The organism is Curtobacterium sp. VKM Ac-1393, from assembly GCF_015350995.1.
In the GTDB taxonomy this organism is placed as follows: Bacteria; Actinomycetota; Actinomycetes; order Actinomycetales; family Microbacteriaceae; genus Curtobacterium.
In genome coordinates this window covers 150,794-172,065 of record NZ_JADKRW010000004.1, presented here as the reverse complement: position 1 = coordinate 172,065, position 21,272 = coordinate 150,794, and the positions used below count along the sequence as shown (strand labels likewise).

Annotated in this window: 19 protein-coding genes; 10 read left to right on the top strand and 9 right to left on the bottom strand. The window is 71.3% G+C overall.

Going from position 1 to position 21,272, the window contains the following annotated elements:
* Position 1: 1 nt before the first annotated feature.
* Positions 2–331 (bottom strand): DUF6507 family protein, encoded by a 330-nt coding sequence (locus ITJ59_RS10295; protein WP_123936922.1) that lies wholly within the window; start codon positions 329–331, stop codon positions 2–4.
* A 100-nt stretch (positions 332–431) separates the two neighbouring features.
* Positions 432–728, bottom strand: a complete 297-nt coding sequence (locus tag ITJ59_RS10290) for a WXG100 family type VII secretion target (RefSeq protein ID WP_071404660.1) — start codon at positions 726–728, stop codon at positions 432–434.
* A 107-nt stretch (positions 729–835) separates the two neighbouring features.
* Between ITJ59_RS10290 and ITJ59_RS10285 the strand changes: the two genes are divergently transcribed.
* Positions 836–5,257, top strand: coding sequence for an FtsK/SpoIIIE domain-containing protein (locus tag ITJ59_RS10285; RefSeq protein WP_194651028.1), 4,422 nt, complete (start codon positions 836–838; stop codon positions 5,255–5,257).
* A 70-nt stretch (positions 5,258–5,327) separates the two neighbouring features.
* Here ITJ59_RS10285 and ITJ59_RS10280 read toward each other — a convergent pair whose 3' ends face one another.
* The 6 genes from ITJ59_RS10280 to ITJ59_RS10255 form a co-directional block, all read right to left on the bottom strand.
* A complete protein-coding gene (locus ITJ59_RS10280) occupies positions 5,328–5,930 on the bottom strand; it encodes an FHA domain-containing protein (protein ID WP_194651027.1) in 603 nt (200 codons plus the stop codon).
* Positions 5,930–6,538, bottom strand: coding sequence for a hypothetical protein (locus ITJ59_RS10275; RefSeq protein ID WP_194651026.1), 609 nt, complete (start codon positions 6,536–6,538; stop codon positions 5,930–5,932). The genes ITJ59_RS10280 and ITJ59_RS10275 overlap by 1 nt, the downstream gene beginning before the upstream one ends.
* Before the next feature lie 5 nt (positions 6,539–6,543).
* A complete protein-coding gene (locus ITJ59_RS10270; protein WP_194651025.1) occupies positions 6,544–7,383 on the bottom strand; it encodes an oxygenase MpaB family protein in 840 nt (279 codons plus the stop codon).
* Positions 7,380–7,745, bottom strand: a complete 366-nt coding sequence (locus ITJ59_RS10265; RefSeq protein ID WP_194651024.1) for a hypothetical protein — start codon at positions 7,743–7,745, stop codon at positions 7,380–7,382. The genes ITJ59_RS10270 and ITJ59_RS10265 overlap by 4 nt, the downstream gene beginning before the upstream one ends.
* 61 nt (positions 7,746–7,806) lie before the next feature.
* Entirely contained in the window at positions 7,807–8,100 is a 294-nt protein-coding gene (locus ITJ59_RS10260) for a hypothetical protein (RefSeq protein WP_194651023.1), read from the bottom strand.
* Positions 8,101–8,137: 37 nt separating this feature from the next.
* Positions 8,138–8,572 carry an ester cyclase gene (locus tag ITJ59_RS10255; protein WP_194651022.1) on the bottom strand — a complete coding sequence of 145 codons (435 nt, stop codon included), beginning with the start codon at positions 8,570–8,572 and terminating at the stop codon, positions 8,138–8,140.
* Between the two features lie 356 nt (positions 8,573–8,928).
* On the opposite strand from ITJ59_RS10255, the gene sucC reads away from it, so the two are divergent.
* The 9 genes from sucC (at position 8,929) to ITJ59_RS10210 (ending at position 20,866) form a co-directional block, all read left to right on the top strand.
* Entirely contained in the window at positions 8,929–10,098 is a 1,170-nt protein-coding gene (gene sucC, locus ITJ59_RS10250) for an ADP-forming succinate--CoA ligase subunit beta (protein WP_194651021.1), read from the top strand.
* 11 nt (positions 10,099–10,109) lie between these two features.
* Positions 10,110–10,997 (top strand): succinate--CoA ligase subunit alpha, encoded by an 888-nt coding sequence (gene sucD, locus ITJ59_RS10245; RefSeq protein ID WP_111085344.1) that lies wholly within the window; start codon positions 10,110–10,112, stop codon positions 10,995–10,997.
* Positions 10,998–11,101: 104 nt separating this feature from the next.
* A complete protein-coding gene (locus ITJ59_RS10240) occupies positions 11,102–13,072 on the top strand; it encodes a DUF6350 family protein (RefSeq protein WP_194651020.1) in 1,971 nt (656 codons plus the stop codon).
* A 41-nt stretch (positions 13,073–13,113) separates the two neighbouring features.
* Entirely contained in the window at positions 13,114–13,707 is a 594-nt protein-coding gene (gene purN / locus ITJ59_RS10235; protein ID WP_111085342.1) for a phosphoribosylglycinamide formyltransferase, read from the top strand.
* A complete protein-coding gene (gene purH, locus ITJ59_RS10230; protein WP_194651019.1) occupies positions 13,704–15,338 on the top strand; it encodes a bifunctional phosphoribosylaminoimidazolecarboxamide formyltransferase/IMP cyclohydrolase in 1,635 nt (544 codons plus the stop codon). The genes purN and purH overlap by 4 nt, the downstream gene beginning before the upstream one ends.
* A 594-nt stretch (positions 15,339–15,932) precedes the next feature.
* Complete coding sequence (locus tag ITJ59_RS10225; protein ID WP_194651018.1) at positions 15,933–17,741, top strand: ABC transporter ATP-binding protein; 1,809 nt, start codon at positions 15,933–15,935, stop codon at positions 17,739–17,741.
* Positions 17,742–17,833: 92 nt separating this feature from the next.
* Positions 17,834–19,642: an ABC transporter ATP-binding protein gene (locus ITJ59_RS10220; protein WP_194651290.1), complete on the top strand. Its 1,809-nt coding sequence runs from the start codon at positions 17,834–17,836 to the stop codon at positions 19,640–19,642.
* A 37-nt stretch (positions 19,643–19,679) separates the two neighbouring features.
* Positions 19,680–20,105: a DUF805 domain-containing protein gene (locus ITJ59_RS10215; RefSeq protein ID WP_194651017.1), complete on the top strand. Its 426-nt coding sequence runs from the start codon at positions 19,680–19,682 to the stop codon at positions 20,103–20,105.
* A 44-nt stretch (positions 20,106–20,149) separates the two neighbouring features.
* Positions 20,150–20,866, top strand: coding sequence for a TerD family protein (locus tag ITJ59_RS10210; protein ID WP_194651016.1), 717 nt, complete (start codon positions 20,150–20,152; stop codon positions 20,864–20,866).
* Positions 20,867–20,885: 19 nt separating this feature from the next.
* On the opposite strand, the gene ITJ59_RS10205 is transcribed toward ITJ59_RS10210, so the two are convergent.
* Positions 20,886–21,260 (bottom strand): MGMT family protein, encoded by a 375-nt coding sequence (locus ITJ59_RS10205; protein WP_323749471.1) that lies wholly within the window; start codon positions 21,258–21,260, stop codon positions 20,886–20,888.
* Positions 21,261–21,272 lie beyond the last annotated feature (12 nt).

Here is a 21,272-nt window from a genome sequence, read left to right as displayed (position 1 = left end):
ACTACTCCGCCCTCGAGGCAGCGGGTCCGCCGCCGCCGTTCTCGTCGTTGACCTGCAGCGCCTGTGCGAGCTGCTCGTCGGTCTCGGTGTAGGTCTCGACGGACGCGCTGAGCATGTCCGCCAGGGCCTTCGTCGAGTCGCTGATCTTGTCGCGCTTGTCGCCCCAGCGGTGGTCGAAGTCGTGCAGGGCGTCCTGCACGGTGCCCGACCCGATCTCGTCGTCGGACGCGTCGACGCGCTTGTGCGCCTGTTCGAGCGTGCTGTGCACGGTCGACAGGTCGGTCTGGAGCTCCCCGAGCCCCATCAGGTCAACGAGCAGTCTCGAAGCCACGGAACAATCCCTCCCCGATCACGAACCGGCAGTCACCACCACCGGAACCGCGTCGACCCCGTGCCCCACGCGATCGCGGGACACGGGGTCGTCAGCGGTGTCAGCCCTTGAGGCCGGAAGCGAGCGACTCGTCCGTCTCGGACAGGGTCTGCGACGCCTTCGACAGGAACGTCGACAGGCCCTCGAGGCCCTGCACGGTCTGGGTCACACCACGGTTGAACTCGTCGTAGGACTCACCGAACGCGACGGACGACTTGTCGGTGACGTAGCCGTCGGAGATGAGCTGCTGGATCTTGCGCTGCAGGGCGGAGAGACGGTCTTCGATGTCCGCCTGACCCGCCTTGAGGTCGGAGGCCGCTGCCTCGAGGTCTGCGTACGAGACGTTGATGTTCGCCACGGTGTGACTCCCTTTCCCCGGAGTTTCGTCATGTCCCCCCAACGGGGCGTGTTGCAGGGGACACTACCATCGTCCTGCGACATGTAGTCAATGCTACGGGGGATGCCATGACCTTCACGTTCACGATGGTCGACCGAGAGAGTGGCCAGACCGCCAACGTCTACGTCGACGGCGACGACACCCGTGCGGTCGGCGAGCTCGTCGCCGAGGCCGAACGGCTCATCGCCACGGACGTCGTGGCCTCTGGCCGCACCCCGGCGTACTTCGTCGGCGAGCAGCCGCTCGACCTGGCCGCGACGGTCGCCGAGTCCGGTGTGCGCGAGGGCGTGGTCGTGGCCCGGAGCCTCGAACAGGTGCCGCCGCGGCCGCTCCGCCCGTTGACCGACGCCGAGATCCGCATCGTCTCGGGCCTGCACGCCGGCACCATCGTGCGGGTGACCACCGGCACGGTGACGATCGGTACCGCCACGAACGCCACGGTGCGCATCCCGGTGAGCACCACAGACGAGGTCGAGGCCGAGGCCACCGGAGCCGAGACCGTGCCCGAGGTGGCCCTGCTCGTGTCGGTCACCGCCGACGGCGCGAAGGTCCGTCCGGCGAACGGCTTCGCGGGGGCGGTGCTCGACGGCGAACCCGTGACCGAGGAGACCGACTGGCCGGAGACCGCGCAGCTCGCGATCGGCGGGGTGCTGCTCGGCTTCGGTCGGGCAGCTGACCGTGGGGCCCACCTGTCCCTGGCCGACGACGGGATGTCGCTCGAGTACAACCGGCCGCCGCGCATCTTGCCGCCCGACGAGCACACCCGCTACCAGCTGCCCGCCCCGCCGACCGAGCCCCCGGCGCGGGCGCTGCCCCTCTTGATGGCGCTGGCGCCGATGGGCATGGCCGTGATGTTCGTGTCGACCACCGGTCGCTGGATCTACCTGCTCATCGCCCTGCTGTCACCGATCCTGATGATCATCACGGGCCTCCAGGGCCGCCGCCAGGGCAAGAAGACGTACCGCCAGCGGATCGTGGAGTACGAGGACACCAAGGCGCGCATCGAGGCGGACGCGACCGAGAGCCTCCAGTCCGAACGTGCGCGCTGGATCGCGAGCGCCCCCGACCCGGCTGCCGTCTACGAGACGGCGGTCACGCCGCTGCCACGCCTGTGGGAGCGGCGCCGGACGGATCCCGACCACCTGCTCGTCCGCGTCGGCACGGCGACGCAGCGCTCCGAGGTGACCATCGAGGACCCGGAACAGCTGTCGCACAAGCGGACCGTCGCGTGGGACGCGACCGACGTGCCGGTCCGGATCCGCCTGGCGGAGCGTGGCGTGATCGGCATCGCCGGCCCGGACGACGACGCCCGCCGGCTGGCGAACTGGGTGGTCGCGCAGCTCGCGACGTTGCAGAGTCCGAAGGACGTCACGTTCACGCTGCTCACCGACACCACCCGCACCGCGCTGTGGGAGTGGATGTCGTGGCTGCCGCACGTCCGCCGCGACGGCGCCGACCAGCCGATGACGAGCATCGCCTCGAACGCGGCGACGACCGCGCGGGCCATCGCCGAGCTCGCGGCGGTCATCGACGCCCGCAAGGAAGCCGGCATCGGCAAGAAGACCCCGCCGGCCGACGAGATCGTCGTCGTGATGGACGGCGCGCGGCGCCTGCGTGCGATGCCGTCGCTCGTGCAGGTGCTGAAGGAGGGGCCGTCGGTCGGGGTGTTCAGCATCTGCCTCGACCTGGACGAGCGGCTCCTGCCCGAGGAGTGCGACGCCGTGGTCGTCGTCCGCGACGACCGGATCCGGGTCACCCAGCAGCGCAGCGAGCGCATCGACGACGCCCGACCCGACCTGGTCGACCAGGACTGGCTCGAGTGGGTCGCCCGGTCGCTGTCGCCGATCGTCGACGCCAGCCCCGACGTGCAGGACGGTGCCATCCCGTCGTCGGCGCGGCTGCTCGACGTGCTGCAGCTCGAACCGCCGACGTCCGAGGCCGTGCAGGCCCGGTGGCTGCTCGGCGGCCGCAGCACGACCGCCGTGATCGGTGCCTCGATCGACGGACCGTTCGCGATCGACCTGCGGAACGACGGCCCGCACGGACTCGTCGCCGGCACGACCGGTTCGGGCAAGTCCGAGCTGCTGCAGACGATCGTCGCATCGCTCGCGGTCGCGAACCGGCCGGACGAGATGAACTTCGTGCTCGTCGACTACAAGGGCGGTGCGGCGTTCAAGGACTGCGTCGACCTGCCGCACACGGTCGGCATGGTCACCGACCTCGACACGCACCAGGTGGAACGTGCGCTCGAGTCACTCGGCGCCGAACTGCGCACCCGCGAGCACGCCCTCGCCGAGGTCGGCGCGAAGGACCTCGAGGACTACCAGGACCTGCAGGCCAAGCGTGCTGCGTCCGGTGACGCGATCCCGAGCCTGCCGCGGCTGCTCATCGTGATCGACGAGTTCGCCTCGCTCGCCCGCGAGCTGCCCGACTTCGTCAAGGGCCTGGTCAACATCGCCCAGCGTGGTCGGTCGCTCGGCATCCACCTCGTGCTCGCCACGCAGCGCCCCGGCGGCGTCGTCTCCCCCGAGATCCGTGCCAACACGAACCTGCGGATCGCGTTGCGCGTCACCGACCAGTCGGAGAGCCAGGACGTCATCGGCGCCAACGACGCCGCGCGGATCGCGAAGACCACGCCCGGTCGCGCGTACGTGCGGCTCGGCGCAGCCTCGTTGTTGCCCTTCCAGTCCGGTCGGGTGGGCGGCCGCCGGCCCGGCACGGACGACCAGGAGGCCCGGCCCGCCCTGGTCCGCGAGCTCACCTTCGCCTCGTACAGCGAACCAGCCCCCCGCCCGGCAGCCGTCGAGGCCGCCGCCAGCGACGTGGAGGTCACCGACCTGAGCGTCCTCGTCGCGTCGATCGGCGACGCCACCCGTGCCCTCGGCACCCCCGAGCAGCGAAAGCCCTGGCTCCCCCCGCTCGGCGCGGCCGTCGGGCTCGACGACGTCGAAGCCGCCGGCGCTGCCGGCACCTCGGACCTGCCGGCACTCGCCGTGGCCTGGGGCATCGAGGACCACCCCGCCGACCAGCAGCAGCGCCCCGCAGTGTTCGACCTCGACGCCGACGGGCACCTGTTCGTCATCGGTTCACCGCGCTCCGGCCGCAGCCAGACGCTCCGCACCCTGGCCGGTGCGATGGCCCTGCGGCTCGGTGTCGGCGACGTGCACATGTACGGGATCGACTGCGGCAACGGCGCCTTGCTCGCGCTCGGTGCCCTGCCGCACTGCGGTGCCGTGGTGCAGCGGCACGAACCCGACCGGGTCTCGCGGCTGCTCGGCATCCTGCTCCGCACCGTGCAGGAGCGGCAGGCTGCCTTCGCGAGCGGCGGCTACTCGTCCATCGCCGAGCAGCGGTCCGACGAGCACACCACCCCGCTGCCGCACGTCGTCGTGTTCCTGGACCAGTGGGAGAGCTTCATGGCGACCCTGGCCGATGCCGAGAACGGTGCGCTGCACGACGCCGTCCAGACGCTGCTGCGCGAGGGCGTCGGCGTCGGCGTGCACCTGATCGTCTCCGGCGACCGCACGCTGACCTCCGGGCGGATGTCGAGCCAGGTGGAGCGGAAGTTGCTGCTCGCCCTGGCCGACCGCGGCGACTACAACTACGAGGGCATCAACGGCAAGAAGCTGCCGGAGTCGATCCCGCCCGGTCGCGGCTTCCGGAACGCCACCGCGACGGAGACCCAGGTCGCCGTGCTGCCCGGTGGCCTCGGCGGTCGTGACCAGGCGGCGGCGATCCGTGGCATCGGCGACGAGGTCCGCGCACACGTGCCGGCGACCGTGCCGAAGCCGTTCCGGATCGACGTGCTGCCGCGGTCCATCACGTTCGAGGACGCCGTGCGGTACCTGCCCTCGGCGGACGCCTCGGTCGGTCGGGTCGCACTCGGTGTCGGCGGCGACGAGCTCCGGCTCTTCACCCACGACTTCGTGCAGGACACCCCGGTGTTCATCGTCGCCGGCAGCCCGCGGTCCGGCAAGAGCACCGCCCTGGTCGCGATGGCCCGGCACGTGCTCTCCGCCGGCGGCTCGGTCGTCGCCGTCACGCCGCGGGACTCCCCGCTCCGGGCACTCGAGGGCGCACCGCGCGCGACCGTGGTCACCGACGGCGGGATCGGCGCCGAGGGCCTCTCCGCCGCGATCGACACCGGGTCGGACGGCTTCACGCTCGTGCTCGTCGACGACGCCGAGGCGCTCAAGGAGACCCCGGCCGAACCGGTGTTCCGGGCGATCATGGACTCCGACCGTGGCCGTTCGGTCGGGCTCGTCATCGCCGGCGACGTCGAGGGCGTCGCGAGCGGGTTCCGTGGCTGGCAGGTCGACGCGAAGAAGGCCCGTCGCGGCATGCTGCTCGCGCCGCTCAGCACCGTCGACGGCGACCTGATCGGCACGAAGCTGTCGAAGAGCCTGGTGACGCAGGACCGGGTGCCGGGTCGTGCGCTGCTCAACGACGCCGACCAGGCGCTGCGGCTCGTGCAGGTACCCGCTGACTGACGGGGACAGCACGTCGGCGCGGGTCGAGTCGCCGCGGCGTCGACTCGTCGAGTCGCAGCGCCGCTCGGCGTCAGCCGAGTGGGGCTTCGCCGACCAGCGCGGTCTGCGGCTCGGCGCGCAGGGTGTGGCCGCCGAACACGACCACGTCGCCCGGCTGCACCACGGTGCGCTGCGCCGGTGGCACCATCGTCGCGGGGAACCCCGGCCGCTGCAGCTCGACCCCGTTGGCCGATGCCGTGTCGAGCACCCAGAGCGAGCCCTCGGCGCCGAAGCCGAACTCCAGGTGTGTGCGGCTGAGCAGCTTGTCCGGGTCCTCGAGCGCGATCATGTGCGCGTAGCCGCCGTCCGGGTGGGCGCTCGCCGGGTCACGGCCGATCAGCCCGCCACCGGACACGGTCACCCGCTGGTGGTCGTCGAGCACCAGGACGGCCGCCGCGGTCTGCCGGGCCGGAGCGGCGGTCGCCCGTGCACCCGCACCGCCGAGGGGACGCCCCGGCAACTGCGCGACGGTCGAGCGCACCCGATCCGCGCTCGCACGGGGAGCCGGCGGCGGTGTGACGACCGCGCGGGCGAGTTCGCCGCGTTGCGCCATCCGCGCGAGGTCGTCGACGGTGACCCGCTCGACGACGGGTTCGACGGGCTTCCGGCGCTTCCGGAACGGCCAGATCCGCATCAGGCGACCCCGCCGCCGACGGTGGCGGAGTCGATGAGCTCGAACGTGTCGGTCACGGTCTCGAACAGTTCGTAGAGCGGCTCGGCCAGGTCGGTCGCGGGCGAGGACACGCTCACCAGCGCGACCTGGTCGCCGGCCGGCACGAACGTCTGCATGAGCACGACGTCGAACGAGCCGCGGCCGTCCGGCGCCTGCACGGTCGAGACGCCCCAGACGCGCGGCACACGGCCGACCCGGGGGACCTCGTGCACGTCGACGTGCATGCCGTCGTCGTCGCCGCCGAGCGCGGCGACGTGGTCGGTCAGGGCGGCGAGCGCGTCGCCGCCGGCCTCCGGAGCGGGCAGGACCGTGACGGTCAGGGCGCCGGAGACGATGCCGTCCTCGCTCGGCTCGGCGAACGCCGCGCAGTAGCGGGCTCCACTGTCCCACGCCGACCGCGCGAACCGACGGAGGGCGCGGACGATCTCGGTGCGGTGGTCGAAGAGCTCGCGCTGGTCCTCGATGCGTTCCTGCACGAGGGCGCTGATCCGGTCGTCGCGGCGCTCCGGCTCGACGGGCAGCTCGAACCAGGAACGCGGGACCGTGATGGCGAAGTGGTCGACCGACATGCCCGCTACCGTACCGTGGCGTGTCGCGCGGCCGTCCGCCGCATCGCCCGCAGCAGCAGCGGACCCGGCAGCCGCAGCAGCGCCCCGGGCAGGACCGAGCGCACACGACGGACCAGCGCGACCGTCCGCTGGAACCGTCGCCGCTCGCGCGGCCCCCACGCGAACCCGTACGCCGCCCGCAGCCGTTCCGGCAGCATCCCCACCGTGACGATCCGGACCAGCGGCATCGCGGCACGCACCCAGAGCGGGGCGAACCGCGGGTGCAGCAGGTCCCGCACCACGCCGCGGGCGTCGTCGGTGACCGCGAGCCGGTCGAGGGCCTCGGTCCAGTACCCGTCGAACGCCGCCACCGAGGTCGGCCAGCGATCGGCGGGCACCCGCAGCGTCGTCGCGATCGGGGCGTAGGCAGCGAGGACGTCTTCCGCCCGCTCCGCCGTGACGGGCACACCGAACAGCTCGTGCGCCCGACGAGCCGAGTCGAACAGGGTCGCGGCCACCCAGAGCTGCCGCTCGACGTCGTCGGCGCCGGTCACGGGCGCATGGGCCCGGTTCACGAAACCGGCGGCGATCGCAGCGTCCTGCTCGGTGCCGGAGACCACGGCGTACACGAACATCAGAGTGTGGGCCAGCCGCTGCTGCGGTCGGCGGGCGAAGTCCGAGTGCCGGCGGACCCCCGCCGCGACGACCGGGTCGGCGATCTGGAGCAGGATGGCGCGGCCGCCCGCGGCCACGGGCGTGCTGTCGGCGAGGAACCGACGCAGGCTGCGGTCGTGGACGCGACCGCGTTGCTGCCGGGAGGCGTCGTGCGGGCCCGGCGCCGGGCCTCCAGGCCGTGGGGTGGTCACGGTCCACCCCGTCGGCGTCGCGCCCGCAGGACGGGCACGAGATCAGCGGCGATCGCCGCGACGAGCGCGACCGCACCGGTCACGAGGGTGATCGCGAGGGACGTGCCGTCGACCCGGACGTCGCCCGTCAGGGCGAGCAGGGTGGCCACGAGCCAGATCGCGGGGAGCGGCCAGAGGCGGCTCGGGGCTCCGGTGACGACGGCTCCGACCACCGCGACGGCGAGGAGTGGGACCCAGCGGCCCGCGGGCTCCGACTGGGCGGCGAGGTGTGCCGACGCGGCCACGAGCAGCATCGCGGCGATCGCCACCAGCCGGGCGGCCGACGGCATGCTGCGGACGCTGGCACGGACACGACGGAGCACGGCCCGATGGTACGGGCCGTGCTCCGTCGATCCCTGGGGGTCGCACTCCAGGGCGAGTTGATCAGAGCGGTTTGGTGCCGAGGTCGTTGCCGAGGTCAGGGCGGTCCGCGTCCGCGTCGTGCTCCCACAGGTCCGGGGAGCTTTCGCGCGGGGAACCGCCTGTCGGGCCGTCGTCGGTGCCGTCACCGGGCTGCGGCTCGACGGTCTCGCCGGCGACCGCGTCGTTCGTGACGGTCTCGACGGATGCATCGGACTCGTCGACCTCGTAGGGGCCGACGTGCTCGCGGTCGATGTCGTCGTCGCGGCGCTGCTCGGCGTCGAAGTCGTCGACGGGGCTGATGCCGGGGTCGCTCATGGTGTCCTCCTGGGTGGTGGTGCGTGTCGGATGGTGGTCACGCGCTGACGAAGTGGACGTCGCTGGAGCCGAGCTCGAGCTGCTCCGCCAGGCCCTTCTCGTCCGTCGCGCCCCAGCGCTCGGCGATCTTGCCGTCGCGGAACTTCGAGACCTGGATGCCCCGGACCTGGAAGGTGCGGCCGGTCGGGGCGTGGCCCTGGAAGGGGCCGGTGTGCGTGCCGCGGATCGTGAACACCGCGGTGATGTAGTCGTCCGTGACGACGAGCGGGTCGGGCTCGAGGCTGAGATCGGGGAACGCGGTCGTGAACGCCGTCCAGAAGTCGACGATCCCCGCGAGGCCGGGCTGCTGGTCGGGCGCGGGGTCGTGGTCCACGACGTCCTCGGCCCAGACCTCGGAGAACCGGTCGAAGGCGCGCGCCTCCAGGATCTCGCCGAGTCGTTCCTGCGCCTGCTGGTTCTGTTCCGCGGTCATGCGCACTCCTTCGTTCGGGCCGTCCGGTGGTTCGGGCCTTCCAGTGGTTCGGGCCTTCCGGTGTACGCCGGTCGGTGCGAGCGACGTCCAGGGTGCGCGAGTTCACCTCCGCGACACCTCCCCGTCACGACCGCCGTGCACACTGCCGGTGCTCGGGGGAGTGGAGCGCGGTCGCCGACGGGTGGTCGAGCGACCGCGCCTTCCCCTGCGTCCCGCGATGCTGGTTGTCTGGACGTCCATGTCGCCGCGCTAGGCTGCGTGACGGCCGTTGTCTCGACATCGAGCGATCCTCGACGTCGAGTGCGCGACCGGGAAACCGATGCCGATCGCACGAACCGTGCGGGAAGAAGAACAGCGTGGATCTTTTCGAGTATCAGGCCAGGGACCTCTTCGAGTCCTACGGCGTCCCCGTCCTCCAGGGGATCATCGCCGACACCCCGGACGAGGCGAGAGCGGCGGCCGAGAAGATCGGTGGCGTCGTGGTCGTCAAGGCCCAGGTGAAGGTCGGCGGGCGCGGCAAGGCCGGCGGCGTCAAGGTCGCGAAGACCCCGGACGAGGCGTTCGAGCACGCGCAGGCCATCCTCGGGCTCGACATCAAGGGCCACACCGTCAAGCGGGTCATGGTCGCCCAGGGTGCCGACATCGCCGAGGAGTTCTACTTCTCCGTGCTGCTCGACCGGGCCAACCGCTCCTACCTCTCGCTCACCAGCGTCGAGGGCGGCATGGAGATCGAGCAGCTGGCGGTCGAGAAGCCCGAGGCGCTCGCCCGCGTCGAGGTCGACCCGCTGACGGGCATCGACAAGGCGGCTGCCCTCGCGATCGCCTCGCAGGCGAACTTCCCGTCCGAGCTGCAGGACGCGGTCGCCGATGTCTTCGTGAAGCTCTACGACGTCTACAAGGGCGAGGACGCCACGCTCGTCGAGGTGAACCCCCTCGTCCGCACCGGCGACGGCCAGATCCTGGCGCTCGACGGCAAGGTCTCGCTCGACGAGAACGCCGACTTCCGCCACCCCGCGCACAAGGACCTCGAGGACTCCGCCAGCGAGGACCCGCTCGAAGCCAAGGCGAAGGCCCACGGCCTGAACTACGTCAAGCTCGACGGCCAGGTCGGTGTCATCGGCAACGGCGCAGGACTCGTCATGTCGACCCTCGACGTCGTCGCGTACGCCGGTGAGCGCCACGGCGGCGTGAAGCCCGCGAACTTCCTCGACATCGGCGGCGGCGCCTCGGCCGAGGTCATGGCCAACGGTCTCGACGTCATCCTCGGCGACCCGCAGGTGAAGAGCGTCTTCGTGAACGTCTTCGGCGGCATCACCGCCTGCGACGCCGTGGCGAACGGAATCGTCGCCGCTCTCGGGATCCTCGGCGACGCGGCCACCAAGCCGCTCGTCGTCCGCCTGGACGGCAACAACGTGGAAGAGGGTCGCCGGATCCTGGCGGAGGCAGCGCACCCGCTCGTCACCGTCGCCGCGACCATGGACGACGCGGCCGAGCAGGCCGCCGAACTCGCCGCTGCCGCGGCCTGAAGGGACTGACCATGTCGATCTTCCTCAACAAGGACTCCAAGGTCATCGTCCAGGGCATCACCGGCGGCGAGGGCACGAAGCACACAGCGCTCATGCTCAAGGCCGGCACCCAGGTCGTCGGCGGCGTCAACGCCCGCAAGGCCGGCACCACCGTCACCCACGGCGACGTGTCGCTGCCCGTCTTCGGCACCGTGCGCGAAGCGATCGACACCACCGGTGCCGACGTCTCGATCGTCTTCGTGCCGCCGGCCTTCGCCAAGGACGCCGTGCTCGAGGCCATCGATGCCGCGATCCCGCTCGTCGTCGTCATCACCGAGGGCATCCCGGTGCAGGACGCCGCCGAGTTCTGGGCGCACGCCAAGGCCCTCGGCGGGAAGACCCGCATCATCGGCCCGAACTGCCCCGGCATCATCACGCCCGGTGAGTCGCTCGTCGGCATCACCCCGGCGACGATCACCGGCAAGGGTCCGATCGGCCTGGTCTCGAAGTCGGGCACCCTGACCTACCAGATGATGTACGAGCTGCGTGACCTCGGCTTCTCGACCGCCATCGGCATCGGCGGCGACCCGGTCATCGGGACGACCCACATCGACGCGCTCGCCGCGTTCGAGGCCGACCCGGAGACCGAGGCCATCGTGATGATCGGTGAGATCGGTGGCGACGCCGAGGAGCGCGCGGCCGAGTTCATCAAGGCGCACGTCACGAAGCCGGTCGTCGGCTACGTCGCGGGCTTCACCGCCCCCGAGGGCAAGACGATGGGCCACGCCGGCGCGATCGTGTCCGGTTCCGCTGGCACCGCCGAGGCGAAGAAGCAGGCGCTCGAGGCCGCCGGTGTCAAGGTCGGCAAGACGCCGTCCGAGACCGCTGCGCTGCTGCGCGAGGTCGTCGCCGCCCGCTAGCGACCGTCGTCCGACAGACGGTCGGCGGGAAGCCGGGAGGCTCGGTGCGGGTTCCGCGCCGAGCCTCCCGTCGTTCGGGGGTCGGCTCACGTATCCTCACTGCGATGAACCGCCTGGGAACCGCTCTGCTCGCCGCGATCGAGGCGGTCGTGACGGTCGGCGTCGGCATCGGGATCGCCCTGGTCCCGCTCACGCTGCTGTGGGGCTTCGAGTACGGCCTGCAGGTCGACTGGGACGTGTTCTGGAAAGCCACCGGCAGCGTCTGGCTCGTCGGCCACGGCGTCGACGTCTCGTTCCTGCTCGGGTCCGCGCTGGCGAAGAGCTCCGGTGTCAGCGGCGCCGCCGACCCCATCCACGTGACGCTCGCGGCGCTCGGCTTCGCGGTCGTGACCGCCTGGCTCGGAGCCCGCGCCGGTCGACGCTTCGCGGAGACCGAGCACCGCACCACCGGGCTGCTGGTCGGGACGGCGGTCGTCGCAGCGCTCGGCCTCGGCGTCGCGCTGTCGTCGACCTCCGCCGCGACCCACCCCACGGTCTGGCAGGCCGTGGTCCTGCCGGCCCTGTGGTTCGGGATCCCGGCGCTGATCAGTTCCGAGGTCTGCCGACGACGCCGTGACCTGCCGGCGGACCCCGCCACCCAGCGCGTGATCGACCTGTTCGACCGGGTCCCCGTGCTCTGGCGTGCGATCGCCGGGTTCGGTCTCCGCGCCGGGACCGCCGCCACCGCGGTCGTCGTCGCGTTCGCCGGGGTCGTCGTCGCGTTCCTGCTCTTCACCTCGTTCGCCGAGGTCATCACCCTGTACGAGCAGTCCCACGCCGGCGTGATCGGCGGCATCGCCCTCACCGTCGGGCAGCTCGCCTTCCTGCCGGACTTCGTCGGGTGGGCGACGTCGTGGCTGATCGGCCCCGGGTTCGCCATCGGCACCGGGTCGAGTGTCTCCCCGATCGCCACCACCCTCGGCCCGATCCCCGGACTCCCGGTGTTCGGCGCACTGCCGACCTCGGGCCACACCTTCGGACTCGTCTGGATCCTGATCCCGGTCATCGCCGGCTTCGCGATCGGCGGGTCCATGCGTCCGCGACTCGTCCGCGCGCTGGGGCGCGCCGACTCTGCGCTGCACCGAGCGCTCGCCGGTGTCGCGACGGGCATCGTCGCCGGCGTCCTGACCGGCCTGATCGCCTGGGTGTCCTCCGGATCGTTCGGCCCCGGACGGCTGGCCGACGTCGGTCCGCACGCCCTGGTCGTCGGCGGGTTCGCCGCGCTCGAGATCGGCCTGCCAGCGGTCATCGCCCTCGCAGCGGGCAGCGACCTCGTCCGCCTGCCGGACCGCGGCTGGACACGCGAGCGCTGGACCGAGGCGGACGACGACGAGGCCGTCCGCAACGGCGCCGATGCGGGGACGGGCTCACTGCTCGCCGCGCTCGACCAGGCCGGCGCCGGACGGACCACCGACGTGCACCGGTTCGTCGTCGAGGAGACGCACGACGGGTCGACCGCTGCCCGACCGCGCACCGCTGTGGAGAGTCCGACCGAACCGGTCGTGCCTGCGCCGAGTCCGACGCCGCGCACACCGACGCGCGACCCCGACCACGACGTGGAGCTGCCGGCCTGGGCCAAGACCGATGCGGTCGCTTCGGAGCGCCTGGCCGACGAGAGCCCGACCGAACCCCGCAGTTCGGGGCGCGCGGCGATCGGGGCCCTGCGCGACCGACTCCACGGTGCCGCCGACGGCGTCCGCGAGCGCGCTGGTGGACTCCGAGAGCGTGCCGGCGGACTCCGCGACCGGGTGACCGGCGCCGACGCCGAGCAGCCGCGTCCAGCGGTCGAACCGGAACGGTCCACGCCGTCGAAGGCCGAGCCGAGCCCCGCCCCGGTGCCCGAGCGGACCGACGCTCAGCCGGCGTTCCCGTGGAGCACGGCCGAGTTCGTCGCCGGTCGGGACGACGTGGACGACGAACCCGCGGCACCCGCTGCTGCGCTGGCACAGCAGAACCGTCCGACGAAGTGGGACGTCACCGACCAGATCCCCGACGACGAGCTGCCCTGGTGGCGCCGTCCGAAGGACGATCGCTAGCGACGGCGTCACGCGGCGCGGGTCCCGGTAGGGTTGGTGCCGTGCTCGAACTGGTCGTCCTGATCTCCGGTACCGGGTCGAACCTCCGAGCCCTGCTCGAAGCGACCTTCGACGCCGAGTACCCCGCCCGTGTCGTCGCCATCGGTGCCGACCGCGACGCCGAGGGTCTCGGCCTGGGCGAGGAGTTCTCGATCCCGACCTTCACCGTGCCGTTCTCGCGCTACGAGACCCGCGCCGAGTGGGGACAGTCCCTCGCCGAGCAGATCCGCCCGTGGTCGCCCGACCTGCTCGTGCTCTCCGGCCTCATGCGCCTGCTGCCCCCGGCCGTGGTGTCCGAGTTCGCCCCGGGCATCATCAACACCCACCCCGCGTACCTGCCCGAGTTCCCCGGCGCCCACGGCGTGCGGGACGCCCTCGCTGCCGGCGTCACGGAGACCGGTGCGAGCGTCATCGCGGTCGACGACGGCGTGGACACCGGCCCGATCCTCGCCCAGGAGCGCGTCCCCGTGCTCCCGGGCGACTCCGAGTCGACGCTGCACGACCGCATCAAGCCGGTCGAGCGCCGCCTGCTCATCCAGACCATCCTCGACATCGCCAACGGCACCACCGACCTGAAGGGCACCCCGAGCGCATGAGCGTGCACGCAGCCGACCCCAGCCTCTACCGCGACCGTGACGTGGTGCCGGTCCGCCGCGCACTCGTCTCGGTGAGCGACAAGTCCGGCCTGCTCGAGCTCGCCGGTGCCCTCGCCGAGTCGGGTGTCGAGATCGTGTCGACGGGGTCCACCGCCCAGACGATCCGTGACGCCGGGTACGCCGTCACCGACGTCGCCAGCGTCACCGGGTTCCCGGAGTCGCTCGACGGCCGGGTCAAGACGCTGCACCCCTCGGTGCACGCCGGTCTGCTCGCCGACCTGCGCCTCGAGTCGCACGAGCAGCAGCTCGCCGACCTCGGGATCGCGGCGTTCGAGCTCGTCGTCGTGAACCTGTACCCGTTCGTCGAGACGGTGGCATCGGGTGCCGACGCGGCAACCGTGGTGGAGAACGTCGACATCGGCGGCCCCGCGATGGTCCGCGCGTCGGCGAAGAACCACCCGAACGTCGCGATCGTCGTGTCGCCGTCGTCCTACGCCGAGGTCGTCGAGGCCGTGCGCGCGGGCGGCACCTCGCTCGAGTTCCGCAAGCGCCTGGCCGCCCAGGCGTTCGCGCACACCGCGGCGTACGACACCGCGGTGGCGTCGTACTTCGCCAGCGATGTTGTCGTGGACACTGCGGCGCCGACGACCGGTGGCGACGTCGAGACGCCCGGTGCGTTCGACGAGCGCCTCAGCGTCACCGCCGAGCTGTCCGCCACCCTGCGCTACGGCGAGAACGCGCACCAGGCCGCCGCGCTGTACACGAGCACGGACGGCGCCGGCATCGCCCAGGCCACGCAGCTGCACGGCAAGGAGATGTCGTACAACAACTACGTCGACGCCGACGCGGCCGTCCGTGCGGCATTCGACTTCGACACCCCCGCCGTCGCGATCATCAAGCACGCCAACCCGTGCGGCATCGCGACCGCCCCGGCCGACGCCGCCGACCCGATCGCCTCGGCCCACGCCGCCGCGCACGCCTGCGACCCGCTGTCGGCGTTCGGTGGGGTCATCGCCACGAACCGTCCGGTCACCGTGGCGATGGCCGAGACCGTGAAGGACATCTTCACCGAGGTCGTCGTCGCCCCGGGCTTCGACCCCGAGGCGCTCGAGATCCTGTCGCGCAAGAAGAACATCCGTCTGCTCACCCTGCCGTCCGACTTCGCACTGGCGCCGCGCGAGGTCAAGCAGATCTCCGGCGGCTTCCTGGTGCAGGACGCCGACCGCTTCACCGCCTTCGACCAGTCCACGTGGACCCTCGTCGCAGGCGAGCCCGCCGACGACCAGACCCTCGCTGACCTGGCCTTCGCGTGGAAGGCGAGCCGTTCGGTCAAGTCGAACGCGATCCTGCTGGCGAACCGGGGCGCGAGCGTCGGGGTCGGCATGGGCCAGGTCAACCGGGTCGACTCCTGCCACCTCGCGGTGAACCGTGCCGGTGACCGTGCGGCCGGCAGCGTCGCGGCGTCCGACGCGTTCTTCCCGTTCGCCGACGGTCTGCAGGTGCTGCTCGACGCCGGCGTTCGTGCGGTGGCCCAGCCCGGTGGCAGCGTGCGTGACGACGAGGTCATCGCCGCGGCGACGGCCGCCGGCGTCACGATGTACTTCACGGGCGAGCGCCACTTCTTCCACTGAGGCGAGCACCACTTCGTCCACTGAGGCGAGCACCACTTCGTCCACTGAAGTGAACAAATCGCGGCACCCTATTGCGCGCTGAGAGTCACTGGGAATAGTCTGTAAGGCTCCGCGACAGGCAGCCGACGATCCCTCGGGACCGGTGGCACCGCGGACACAACGGTGACGAAGACGACGACTGGAGTGACGATGGACAACATGACCGGAACCGTGGCGACGGCCGCCCGTGCAGGTCTCGTGTCCGTCGTGGGGACCACTCCCGCACGGCGATCCCTGATCGCACCGCGACCGCGCGTCGCGGCCGCCGTCTAGCCAGGCCGTTCCCACGGCCTCGCGGCGCAGCACCACCAGCGTTCGCGAACCACCCGCCTGAACCCGGGGGACGAGTGTCTCCCGGTGCCCTCCGGCCCGACCGACGTCACGCGAGTGACGGCGGAGACGCGACCACGCGCCCGGCCGATGATCACCACGCAACGCCACACCGAGCCTCCAGGCCGAAGCCGCGCACCGCACGTCAGCAAGCAAGCAACACGCAGCAGGCGAACACCGCGCAGCGCGACCCGGGGACCCGGCAGACGCATGAGGACGCAACGCATGTCCAAGTCGCCCACCACGGCGCGCCCGTCCACCTTCCGCGCGATCGCGCGGATCTACCCCTACGTGAAGCCCTACCAGGGCCGCCTCATCGCCGGCATGGCCGCGGCGTTGGGTGCCTCCCTGGTGGCGCTCGCAATCCCCTACGTGCTGCAGTGGCTCGTCGACGGTCCGCTGTCGACGCGCGACTCCGCACAGATCTGGCCCGCAGGCCTCGCCGTGCTCGCCCTGGGTGTGCTCGAGGCGTTCTTCATCGCCTCGCGCCGCCGGATGGTGATGCGCCCGTCGACCCGCATCGAGACCAGCATGCGGAACGCGCTGTACGCGAAGCTGCAGGACCTGCCCGTCGCCTTCCACGACCGCTGGGAGTCGGGTCAGCTGCTGTCACGTTCCGTGTCGGACCTGTCCCTCATCCGCCGGTGGTTGGCCTTCGGGGTCGTCCTGCTCGTGGTGAACATCGTCACGATCGTCGTCGGGTTCGTCGTCCTGTTCACCTTCGGGTGGCTGCTCGGGCTCATCTTCCTCGTCGCGTCGATCCCGCTGTGGATCAACGGGCTGCTGTTCGAACGTCGGTACTCCGTCGTCGCGCGCCGCAGCCAGGACCAGGTCGGTGACCTCGCCACGAGCGTGGAGCAGTCCGTGCACGGCATCCGCGTCCTCAAGGCGTTCGGCCGTGGCGGCGCCAAGCTCGAGGAGTTCAGCGAGCAGGCCGAGGCGCTCCGGGGCACCGAGATCAAGAAGGCGAAGGCGATCGCGAGCATCTGGCTCTGGCTGCTGCTGGTGCCGGACGTCGCGTTCGCGCTGTGCCTGCTCGCCGGCATCTGGCTGGCGTCGCAGGGCGAGATGACCGTCGGGCAGCTGTTCGCGTTCTTCGCGACGGCGACGGTCCTGCGGTTCCCGATCGAGTCGATCGGCTTCTTCCTGTCGATGACGTTCGACACCCGAACGGCGGTCGACCGGTTCTTCGAGGTCATGGACTCCGAGAACACGATCACCGATCCGGAACACCCGAAGACGATCACGGAGCCGCACGGTGCCCTGTCGTTCAACGCGGTGCACTTCCGGTACCAGGACTCCGCACCGCAGTACCCGGACCTCGTCAACGGGATCGAGCTGCAGCTGCAACCGGGCGAGACCATGGCGCTCGTCGGGCTCACCGGCAGCGGCAAGACCACGCTGCTCTCGCTCGTGCCGCGTCTGTACGACGTGACCGGCGGGTCGGTGACGATCGACGGGGTCGACGTCCGTGACCTCACGCGCGAGGAACTGCGCCGTCACGTCGGCGTCGCGTTCGAGGACGCCACCCTGTTCTCGACGACGGTGCGGCAGAACGTGCTGCTCGGCCGTCCGGACGTCGAGGGCGACGAGGCCGAAGCGCTCATGCGTGAAGCCCTCGACATCGCGCAGGCATCCTTCGTGGACGACCTGCCGGACGGCGTCGACACCCGCGTGGGCGAAGAGGGACTCTCGCTGTCCGGCGGCCAGCGCCAGCGGCTCGCGCTGGCCCGTGCGATCGCGGCGCGACCGTCGGTGCTGGTGCTCGACGACCCGTTGTCGGCGCTCGACGTCGACACCGAGGCCCGGGTCGAGGCCGGCCTGCGCCGTGTCCTGGCCGACACCACGTCGCTCATCGTGGCCCACCGTCCGTCGACGGTGACGCTGGCCGACCGCGTCGCCCTCATGGAGAACGGCGTCATCACCGCCGTCGGGACCCACCACGACCTGATGGCCACCAACGAGCACTACCGCTACGTCATCTCGTCGCTCGACGACGAGGACCAGACCGCACGACAGGGGGCGATGGCATGAGCCAGCAGACGGACCAGAACCGGCCGGGAGGCCCGGCACCGGTCACCGACGACGCTGCGGGCGCGCAGACTGCCGCACCGGTCACCGCCTCGATCACCACCCTGGGCGTGCGCGGCGAGGAGCGCGACGACTTCACGAAGGCGGAGAGCAAACGCCTGCGGCGTCGCTCCCTCGCGCTGCTCGGGTCACTCGCCGCCCCGCTGAAGCTCCGACTGGTGCTGCTCGGGATCGTCGTCGTGGTCTCCACGGCGGGCACCGTGGCAGGGCCGGCGCTCATCGCGTGGGGCATCGACAACGCCCTGCCCGCGGTGATGGACCAGAACGACTGGGTGCCGGCGTTCGCCGTCGTCGGGACGTACATCGTCGTGGCCGTCCTCGGCGCAGTGCTGACCGCCTGGTACACCGTGCTCGCCGCGCGGATCAGCCAGGCGATCCTGTTCGACCTGCGCAAGCGGGTGTTCCTGCACACGCAGCGGCTGTCACTCGAGTTCCACGAGACCTACACGTCCGGTCGGATCATCTCCCGCCAGACGAGCGACCTCGACTCGATCCGCGAGCTGCTCGACTCCGGCCTGAACCAGCTCATCCAGGGTGTGCTCTACATGGTGTTCACCGGGGTGGCGCTGGTGGTGCTCGATCCGACCTCCGGGCTCGTGCTCGCGGTGTCGCTCGTGCCGCTCTGGTTCCTGATCCGCTGGTTCCAGAAGAACTCGCAGACGCTGTTCCGGTCCACCCGCACCACTTCGGCGCGCGTGATCGTGCACTTCGTCGAGACGATGACGGGCATCCGCGCGGTGCAGGCCTTCCGCAAGGAGTCCCGCAACCGCGACGAGTACGGCGGCTACGTCGAGAGCTACCGGGTCGCGAACACCAAGGTGTTCAACCTGTTCGGCACCTTCGACCCGGTGCTCGTGCTCATCGGCAACCTGACGCTCGCGGCCGTCGTCATCGTCGGCGGCTTCCGGATCGTCGGCGGGACGCTCGAGGTCGGTGCGCTGCTCGCGGTCGCGCTGTACGCGAAGCGCTTCTTCGACCCGGCGCAGGAACTCGCGATGTTCTACAACGGGTACCAGTCGGCCTCGGCGGCGATGGAGAAGATCTCCGGCGTCCTCGAGGAACGGCCGAGCGTGCCGGACCCGGCCAAGCCGACGAAGCTCGCGGACGCCCACGGCAAGATGGACTTCGACGACGTCGTGTTCGCCTACAACGCGGGCAAGGTGGTGCTGCCGGCGTTCGACCTGCACATCCCGGCGGGGCAGACCATCGCCCTGGTCGGGTCCACGGGGGCGGGCAAGTCGACGCTCGCCAAGCTGATGGCGCGCTTCTACGACCCGACGCAGGGCACGGTGCGGCTCGACGGCGTGGACCTGCGGGACCTCGACACCCAGGACATGCGCCGCGCGATCGTGATGGTCACGCAAGAGGCCTACCTGTTCTCCGGCACCGTCGCGGACAACATCGCGCTCGGCAAGCCCGGGGCCTCCCGTGCCGAGATCGAGGCGTCCGCCAAGGCGGTCGGCGCGCACGAGTTCATCATGGCGCTGCCCGACGGGTACGACACCGACGTGAACAAGCGCGGCGGTCGGGTCTCGGCTGGTCAGCGACAGCTGCTCTCGTTCGCGCGGGCGTTCATCGCGGACCCGAAGGTGCTCATCCTCGACGAGGCCACGGCATCGCTCGACATCCCCTCGGAGCGACTGGTGCAAGAAGGGCTGGAGACTCTGCTCGCCGACCGCACCGCGGTGATCATCGCGCACCGCCTGTCCACCGTCGCGATCGCCCACCGGGTGCTCGTCATGGAGCACGGCACGATCGTCGAGGACGGCACCCCCGCCGACCTGATCGCCGGCACCGGCCGGTTCGCCCAGCTGCACGCGGCCTGGCGCGACTCGCTCGTGTAGGACGCGGCCGGGCTGCACCACGTGGTTGGCTTGCTCCATGAGCAACGACAGCGTGCAGCCCGGCGGCGTCGCCCTGCGCGACCCCTTCTACGGCGCACCCTTCACCGAGGCCGTCCGGCGGTTCTGGCGGAAGTACACCGTGTTCACCGGGCGGGCCTCACGCGCCGAGTTCTGGTGGTGGTGGCTGACCTCGCTCGCGATCGGACTCGTGCTGCAGCTCGTCCCGCAGGCGTTCGCACCGGACAGCGCGCTGTTCGAGAACCCCGTCGGGTCCTACCTGTTCGTGCTCTGGGCCCTCGCGACGCTCATCGGGTCGCTCGCGCTCGGGGCCCGGCGACTGCACGACGCCGGGCTGTCCGGGTTCTGGCAGTTCCTGCACATCGTGCCGGGAATCGGGTCGCTCGTCGTGTACCTGCTGTGCCTGGTCCCGTCGAACCCGAAGGGCGCACGCTTCGACGCCTGACGACACCGCGTCGTCGTCGGGCAAGATGGTCGGGTACGTGACCAGTGGACGACCAGGGGGACGAGATGTTCGGTTTCGGCAAGAAGAACGCGACCACGACGACGGGGACCGCTCCGGAAGCACCGGTGACGGAGCCGCCGGCCGACCAGGTGCCGGCTGCAGACCTCGGTCTCGCGAAGGGCCGCATCAGTCTCGAGAAGCGGCAGGTCGTCAGCCTCACGAAGACGGCGAAGATCACGGTCACCATCTCGTGGCCGAACAGCACCGACTACGACGTCTACGCGCTGGTGCAGTACGTGGACGGCCACGTCGAGACGGTCTCGCAGTTCGGTACCAAGACCGACCAGCGCTTCACCGCGTCGACCGCGGACGGCGCCGTGGTGCACCTCGGAGACCAGCGCCGCGGCACCGGCACGACGACCCTGGCGGACGAGGTCGTCGAGATCACGATGAACCCCGCCATCGCGCGGATCGTGCCGATCGTCTACTCGGCGCAGTCGAACGGCACCGGCTCGTTCCGGCGCTACCAGGTCGGCATGACGATCGACAACGGTGCCGGCGACGTCGTCGAGATCGCGGCGCGCGACGCCGATGCGAACGACAACGTGTACACGTGCGTGCCCGGCGTGATCACGAACGGTGACCAGGTGCGCATCGAGAAGCTCGAGGCGTACTCGAAGCCGCGGTCCGAGAAACGACCGGTGATCGACGCTGACGGCACGGTGCGGATGGACGTCGGCGCCGTCAACGCCTACAAGTGACCCGCGCCCCCGGGACCCGTCAGAACGGATCCCGGGGGAACCCCGGGTCGTCCGCACCGGCAGTGGGGTCTCCGTCCGCGGTGGGCGACCAGCGGGCACGGCGCATGTCGAGCCTCCAGGCCGCCGTCCCCTGCACGAGCGGCGTCCCCTCGGCGCGGTAGTGCTGGAGCGCACGGGCCTCGTGGTGCAGCGGCGGGTGCCCACCCGCGCGCACCACGCGCCACCAAGGCAGGTCGGCGCCCTCGTGCGCCATCACCTTGCCGACCGCACGCGACGCACGTGAGCCGAGCGCCGCGGCGACGTCGCCGTACGTCATGACGTGCCCGGACGGGATCATCCGGACGACCTCGGCGACCGCAGCGCCGAAGTCGACGGCGGCGTCGTCGGAGGGCACGTCGTTGTCGAG